We start from the raw sequence: 6,519 nt of genomic DNA, 5'->3' as shown, positions 1-6,519 counted from the left end.
CCCGGCCGCTCATTTGAATTTTCAGGAGAAGAACATGGCCGAGATCACTGCCGCCCTCGTGAAGGAGCTTCGCGAGCGTTCGGGCGTCGGCATGATGGACTGCAAGAAGGCGCTGGTTGAGAACAACGGCGACATCGACGCAGCTATCGACTGGCTGCGCGCCAAGGGCCTGTCCAAGGCCGCCAAGAAGGCTGACCGCGTCGCCGCTGAAGGCCTGGTCGCCGTCGCCGTCCGCGCCGAAGGCAAGGGCGAAGTCGCCGCCGCCATCGAATTCAATGCGGAAACCGACTTCGTCGCCCGCAACGACCTGTTCCAGAGCGCCGCCAAGTCGTTCGCCCAACTGGGCCTGCACCACGACGGCGTCGACGCCATCCACGGCGCGACCCTGGAGAACGGCCGTACGGTTCAGGACGAAGTCACCCAGCTGATCGCCACCATCGGCGAGAACATGCAGCTGCGCCGCGCCGCCCGCCTGTCGGTCGATGAAGGCGTGGTTTCGACCTACGTCCACAACGCCGTGTCGCCGGGCGTCGGCCGCATCGGCGTGCTGGTGGCTCTGGAAGGCGAAGGCGACCAGGAAGCCCTGCGCGAACTGGGCCGCAAGATCGCCATGCACGTCGCCGCCACGGCGCCGCTGTCGCTGAACACCGACGACCTGGACCCGGCCGCCATCGAGAAGGAACGCGCTGTCCTGATCGAAAAGGCCAAGGAAGAAGGCCGCCCCGATAACATGATCGAAAAGATCGTCGAGGGTCAGATCAACAAGTTCCAGAAGGACGTGGTGCTGTCGAAGCAGCCGTTCGTCATGGACCCTGACGTGACCATCGAGCAACTGGTCGCCAACTCGGGCAAGGAACTGGGCTCGTCGAACCTCAAGCTGGCCGGCTTCGTCCGTCTGGCCCTGGGTGAAGGCGTCGAGAAGGTCGAGACCCCGGACTTCGCGGCCGAAGTGGCCTCGATGACCGGCGGCAACTAACACCGAAGTTTCTTCCCGAAAGGGAAGAATTTTCAAAAGGGCGCGTTCGGCTTTGATGGCCGGCGCGCCCTTCGTCTATGATGAGCCGCCGATTCACTTCGCGCGGATGCGTAACCCCTGTATCCACGGACCCATGCCGATGCCCGACGCCCCTTCCGAGTTCCGATATAAGCGCGTCCTGCTGAAGGTCTCGGGCGAGGTCCTGATGGGCGAGCAGTCCTACGGCATCGACATGAAGACCGTCGACGTGGTGGCGGCGGCCGTGGCCCAGGTGGCGCGCGAGGGCGTCGAGATCTGCCTGGTCATCGGCGGCGGCAACATCTTCCGCGGCCTGTCCAAGGCCGCCGAGGGCATGGACCGGGCCAACGCCGACTACATGGGCATGCTCGCCACCATCATGAACGCCCTGGCCATGCAAGGCGCGCTGGAGAAGATCGGCGTCGACACGCGGGTCCAGAGCGCCATTCCGATGGCCGCGATCGCCGAACCCTACATCCGCCGTCGCGCCATGCGGCACCTGGAAAAGGGCCGGGTGGTGATCTTCGCCGCCGGCGTGGGCGCGCCCTTCTTCACGACCGATTCGGGCGCCGCGCTGCGCGCCGCCGAAATGGGCTGCGACGCCCTGCTGAAGGGCACCAGCGTGGACGGCGTCTACACCGCCGACCCCAAGAAGGACGCGACCGCCACCCGCTATGAGACGCTGACCTATCAGGAAGTCCTGGCCAAGGACCTGCGCGTCATGGACGCCTCGGCCATCGCCTTGATGCGCGACAGCGACATCCCGATCGTGGTCTTCTCGATCCGTGAGGAAGGTTCGCTGCGCAAGACCCTGAGCGGCGAAGGCACCTTCACCGTCATCACCAACAAGGCCGCCTGAGCGGCCCTCGATCCGAACGACAGACCAGGAAGACCCTCATGGCCAAGCCCGAGCTCAAGACCTATCGCGAACGCATGGACAAGTCCGTCGCGGCGCTGAAGGAAGACTACGCCGGTCTGCGCACGGGCCGCGCCAACTCGGGCCTTCTGGACCCGGTTCAGGTCGAGGCCTACGGCTCGACCTCGCCGCTGAACGCCGTGGCCGCCATCAGCGTGCCCGAGCCGCGCATGATCTCGGTCAACGTCTGGGACAAGGGCATGGTCGTGGCGGTCGAGAAGGCCATTCGCGCCGCCGGCCTGGGCCTGAACCCGATCGTCGACGGCCAGACCCTGCGCATCCCGGTGCCGCCGCTGACCGAGGAGCGCCGCAAGGACCTGGTCAAGCTGGCCGGCAAGTACGCCGAGCAACAGAAGATCGCCGTGCGCAACGTTCGCCGCGACGCCAACGACGACCTGAAGAAGGCCGAAAAGGCCACTGAGATCAGCCAGGATGAACATAAGAAGATGGAAGCCGAGGTCCAGAAGGACACGGACGCGGCCATCAAGCGCATTGACGAGGCCTTGAAGGCCAAGGAAGTCGAGATCATGCAGGTCTGACGCAGACACGCGTCAGGAGGGATCTTTACAATGTCGGCCGAGACCGTCGCCACGGCGCCTGAGAAGGGGCCTCGTCACGTCGCCCTGATCATGGACGGCAACGGTCGCTGGGCCGAGCGTCGCGGCTTGCCGCGCTTCATGGGGCATCGCGAGGGCGTGCAGGCGCTGCGCCGTACGATCAAGGCGGCGCCGGACTTCGGCGTCCGTTGCCTGACTGTCTTCGGTTTTTCGACCGAGAATTGGAGCCGTCCGGCGGACGAGGTGTCGGACCTGATGGGTCTGGTCCGCACTTTCGTGGGCAGCGATCTGAAGCGGCTGGATGCAGCGGGAGTCCGGATTCGAGTCCTGGGCCGTCGCAAGGGGCTGCCCGCCGACATCGCCGCCATTGTCGACCGCGCCGAGGCGCATACGGCCGGCAACGACCGCTTCCTGTTGCAGGTGGCTTTCAACTACGGCGGTCGCGCCGATCTGGTGGATGCCGCGCAGCGGCTGGTCGATCGGGCCCGCACGGGTCAGTTCACGGGCGAAGTGACCGAGGACGACCTCGGCGCCGGCCTGTCGACGGCCGGCGCGCCGCCGGTGGATCTGATCGTGCGAACCTCCGGCGAGCAGCGGCTGTCCAACTTCCTGCTGTGGGAAGCCGCCTACGCCGAACTGGTGTTTCAGGATATTCTTTGGCCCGACTACGGCGCCGAGGCGTTGGGCGAGGCGATTGCTCTTTATGGCAATCGCGAGCGCCGCTACGGCGGGCGGGAAGCGCTGCCGGACGCGGTGGCGGCGAAGACGGCGGCGAACTGATGGCTTTGAAGATCGGCGACATCGGCCTGAGAGCCGCTTCGGCCGTAGTCCTGGCCCCGGCCGCCGTGCTGGCCACCTGGGCTGGCGGCGGCTGGTTCTGCGCCTTGATCGTGGCGGCGTGCGGCCTGCTGTCATTTGAATGGTCGCGCATGAGCGCGCCGGATCACTGGCGCGCCGTCGGCGTCGCCGTGGCCCTGGCCCTGGTCGTCGCCGTGATCGCCGCCCATGTCGGCCATATGTCGCTGGCGCTGATCCTGCTGGTGTTCGGCGCCTTCGCGGCGGGGCTGTTCGCGCGGTCGCGCGGGGCCGAGGCGCTGGATGCAGCCTATGGCGTTCTCTATCTCGGCTGGCCGTGCGTCCTGCTGATCTGGCTGCGCGATCTGAACGAGGCGCAGGGCCTCTACTGGACCGTTCTGGTCTTCGCCGTGGCCTGGGCCGCGGACATCCTGGCCTATCTGGTCGGCAGCGCCGTGGGCGGGCCCAAGCTGTGGCCGCGCTTTTCGCCCAACAAGACCTGGTCCGGCTTTATCGGCGGTCTGCTGGCGGGGATGATCGCCGGCGCCGTCATGGCCGGATGGCTTGAGATGGGTCGCCTGAACGTCTTCTGGGGCGGCGTCCTGGGTCTGACGGCGGCCCTGGCGACCATGGCGGGCGACCTGTGGGAGTCGGCCTTGAAGCGTCGCTTCGGGGTCAAGGACGCGGGCAACATCATTCCCGGCCACGGCGGCCTGCTGGACCGGGTCGACGGCCTGATGTTCGCGGTCGTGGTCGTGGCGGCGGGACGCGTCATCGTCCTGATGCTGGGGCAGGGCGCATGATCGCCCGCAAGGTCAGCGTGCTGGGCTCGACCGGCTCGGTCGGGACGTCCACGCTGGATCTGATGGACCAGGCCGAGGCGGCCGGCTCCGGCGCGTTTCAGGTCGAGGTTCTGACCGGCGGAAACAACATCGCCCGGTTGGCGGAGCAGGCCCGGCGCTGGCGGCCCCGACTGGCCGTGACCGCCGATCCGGCGCGTCTGTCGGAACTGCGCGACGCTCTGCTGGGAACCGGCGTCGAGGCGGCGGCCGGGCCTGAAGCCATCGTCGAGGCCGCAAGCCGGCCTGTGGACTGGGTCATGGCGTCTATCGTCGGCGCGGCGGGGCTGCGCTCCGCCTGGGCGGCGGCCGGCACCGGGGCGACCCTGGCTCTGGCCAACAAGGAAAGCCTGGTCTGCTGCGGCCCGGCGCTGATCGAGCGGGTCAAGCGCAGCGGCGGCAAGCTGATCCCCGTCGATTCTGAGCATTCCGCCATCTTCCAGGTCTTTCCTGCCGAGGCGCCCGAGCAGGTGTCGAAGCTGGTGCTGACGGCATCGGGCGGTCCATTCCGCACCTTGCCGCGTGAGGCCATGGGCCGGATCACGCCGGAGCAGGCGGTGGCCCACCCCAACTGGAGCATGGGCGCCAAGATTTCGGTCGACAGCGCCACCATGGCCAACAAGGGCCTGGAACTGATCGAGGCGGCCTATCTGTTCGGCATGAGCGGCGAGGGGATCGCCGTCGTGGTCCACCCGGAATCAATCATCCACAGCCTTGTGGAATATGTGGATGGTTCGACCCTGGCCCAGATGGGGCCGCCGGACATGAAGACGCCGATCGCCTGCGCCCTGGCCTGGCCCGATCGTCTGGCCTGGCCTGCGCCCAAGCTGGATTTGGCCGCCCTGGGACGCCTGACCTTTGAAGCGCCGGATGAGGCGCGGTTCCCGGCGTTGCGGCTGGCGCGCGAAGCTCTGGCGGCGGGCGGCGTGGCCCCCATCGTCTTCAACGCGGCCAACGAGGTGGCGGCTCTGGCCTTCCTTGACCGCCGGCTGAGCTTTCTCAATATTGCCGCAGTCGTCGCCGACACCTTGGAGCGTGCGACGAACGCGGGGATGGATTCCGGTTCCGACGACGCCTGCGATGCGGCCCTGGCCGTGGACGCAAAGGCCCGCCGGATCGCGAACGACATCATCGCCTCGCTCGCGATTGCTGCCTGAGGGCGACAGGAGACATGACTGGGATGCTAGGTGTTCTTGGGCAGGCCCTGATCTATGTCGTGCCGTTCCTGCTGGTGCTGACGCTGGTCGTCACCATTCACGAACTGGGGCACTTCCTGACCGCGCGCGCCTTTGGCGTGAAGATGGAACGCTTCTCCATCGGCTTTGGTCGGGCCATCTTTCGGCGCACCGACAAGCAGGGCGTCGAATGGCGGCTGGGCTGGCTGCCGCTGGGCGGCTACGTCAAGTTCGCCGGTGATCTGGACGCGACGGGGGTGCCGGACAAGGCCGGTCTGGACGCCCTGAAAAAGGAAGTCGTCGCCGAACACGGCCACGGCGCCGAGAAAGACTACCTCTATTTCAAGCCCTTGTGGCAGCGCGCCCTGGTCGTGGCGGGCGGGCCGTTCGCCAACTTCGTGCTGGCCATCTTCATCTTCACCCTGCTGTTCAGCCTGGTCGGGGTCGAGCTGCGCCCTGCGCGGGTCGTGCAGGTGCAGCCGGAATCCCCGGCCGCCGTCGCCGGCTTCCAACCCGGCGACCTGATCACCCGCGTCAACGGCAAGCTGATCGCCGACGGCGGCGAGGTGACTCGCGTCGTGGCCCTTAGCAGCGGCGACCCCGTGCGTTTCACGGTCGAGCGCGCGGGCGCCGAGGTCATGTTGACCGCCACGCCTGAGCGCCGGGTCGAGAACGACCCCATCGCCGGGCGGGTCTCGGTCGGTCGCATCGGCCTGGGTCTAGGCTCCAGCCGCGCCGAGGTGCGCCACGTCCGCTACGGGCCGGTCGCCGCCGTGGGGCAGGGCTTCAAGGAGACCGGCGCCATCCTGAGCACCACCTTCACCTATATCGGCCGCATCTTCACGGGCCGCGAATCGGGTGATCAGTTCAGCGGCCCGCTGGGCATCGCCAAGGCGTCAGGCGCCCTGACCAACGCCGCCGTGGCCGCCAATCCCGATCCCCTGGCGATGGCGGGAAATCTCCTGCTGACGCTGACCAGCTTCGCCGCCATACTTTCGGTCGGAATCGGCTTTCTTAATCTGCTGCCTGTTCCGGTTCTGGATGGGGGGCATCTGATGTTCTACGCCTATGAGGCGGTGGCGCGCAGGCCCGTGGCGGCCAAGGTTCAGGAGGCGGGATATCGTGTCGGTCTTGCTTTGCTGGCCAGTTTAATGTTGTTCGCGACCTGGAACGACCTGCAGAAACTCAATCTCTTCAAATTCCTCGGCGGGCTCGTCTCGTGAGCCGACGCCAGCCCCCGATG

Annotated in this window: 7 protein-coding genes; all 7 read left to right on the top strand. The window is 67.1% G+C overall.

Features of this window, described 5'->3' with window-relative positions:
* Nucleotides 1-34 precede the first annotated feature (34 nt).
* The 7 genes from tsf to VGE49_RS07350 all read left to right on the top strand — a co-directional run bounded on the left by tsf (nt 35) and on the right by VGE49_RS07350 (nt 6,499).
* Nucleotides 35-976: a translation elongation factor Ts gene (gene tsf / locus VGE49_RS07380; protein WP_331033916.1), complete on the top strand. Its 942-nt coding sequence runs from the start codon at nt 35-37 to the stop codon at nt 974-976.
* A gap of 139 nt (nt 977-1,115) precedes the next feature.
* Nucleotides 1,116-1,853, top strand: coding sequence for a UMP kinase (pyrH, locus tag VGE49_RS07375; RefSeq protein ID WP_331033915.1), 738 nt, complete (start codon nt 1,116-1,118; stop codon nt 1,851-1,853).
* A gap of 38 nt (nt 1,854-1,891) precedes the next feature.
* A complete protein-coding gene (gene frr, locus VGE49_RS07370; protein WP_331033914.1) occupies nt 1,892-2,449 on the top strand; it encodes a ribosome recycling factor in 558 nt (185 codons plus the stop codon).
* Between the two features lie 30 nt (nt 2,450-2,479).
* Nucleotides 2,480-3,247, top strand: coding sequence for a polyprenyl diphosphate synthase (uppS, locus tag VGE49_RS07365; protein ID WP_331033913.1), 768 nt, complete (start codon nt 2,480-2,482; stop codon nt 3,245-3,247).
* The gene (locus tag VGE49_RS07360; RefSeq protein WP_331033912.1) at nt 3,247-4,065 is read left to right on the top strand and encodes a phosphatidate cytidylyltransferase; all 819 of its coding nucleotides are present in this window, start codon (nt 3,247-3,249) and stop codon (nt 4,063-4,065) included. Before uppS ends, VGE49_RS07360 begins: the two co-directional genes overlap by 1 nt.
* Nucleotides 4,062-5,258, top strand: coding sequence for a 1-deoxy-D-xylulose-5-phosphate reductoisomerase (gene dxr, locus VGE49_RS07355; protein ID WP_331033911.1), 1,197 nt, complete (start codon nt 4,062-4,064; stop codon nt 5,256-5,258). Before VGE49_RS07360 ends, dxr begins: the two co-directional genes overlap by 4 nt.
* A gap of 23 nt (nt 5,259-5,281) precedes the next feature.
* Nucleotides 5,282-6,499 carry a M50 family metallopeptidase gene (locus VGE49_RS07350; RefSeq protein WP_331033910.1) on the top strand — a complete coding sequence of 406 codons (1,218 nt, stop codon included), beginning with the start codon at nt 5,282-5,284 and terminating at the stop codon, nt 6,497-6,499.
* Nucleotides 6,500-6,519 lie beyond the last annotated feature (20 nt).

This window comes from Brevundimonas sp., from assembly GCF_036405315.1.
Lineage (GTDB): Bacteria > Pseudomonadota > Alphaproteobacteria > Caulobacterales > Caulobacteraceae > Brevundimonas.
Note: the sequence above shows the minus strand (reverse complement) of the source record. Positions and strands in the feature narration are given on the sequence as shown.

Excerpts from the sequence above, each read along its gene's own strand:
- tsf (WP_331033916.1), top strand. The coding sequence starts at position 35 with ATGGCCGAGATCACTGCCGCCCTCGTGAAGGAGCTTCGCGAGCGTTCG.
- pyrH (WP_331033915.1), top strand. The coding sequence starts at position 1,116 with ATGCCCGACGCCCCTTCCGAGTTCCGATATAAGCGCGTCCTGCTGAAG.
- frr (WP_331033914.1), top strand. The coding sequence starts at position 1,892 with ATGGCCAAGCCCGAGCTCAAGACCTATCGCGAACGCATGGACAAGTCC.
- uppS (WP_331033913.1), top strand. The coding sequence starts at position 2,480 with ATGTCGGCCGAGACCGTCGCCACGGCGCCTGAGAAGGGGCCTCGTCAC.
- VGE49_RS07360 (WP_331033912.1), top strand. The coding sequence starts at position 3,247 with ATGGCTTTGAAGATCGGCGACATCGGCCTGAGAGCCGCTTCGGCCGTA.
- dxr (WP_331033911.1), top strand. The coding sequence starts at position 4,062 with ATGATCGCCCGCAAGGTCAGCGTGCTGGGCTCGACCGGCTCGGTCGGG.
- VGE49_RS07350 (WP_331033910.1), top strand. The coding sequence starts at position 5,282 with ATGCTAGGTGTTCTTGGGCAGGCCCTGATCTATGTCGTGCCGTTCCTG.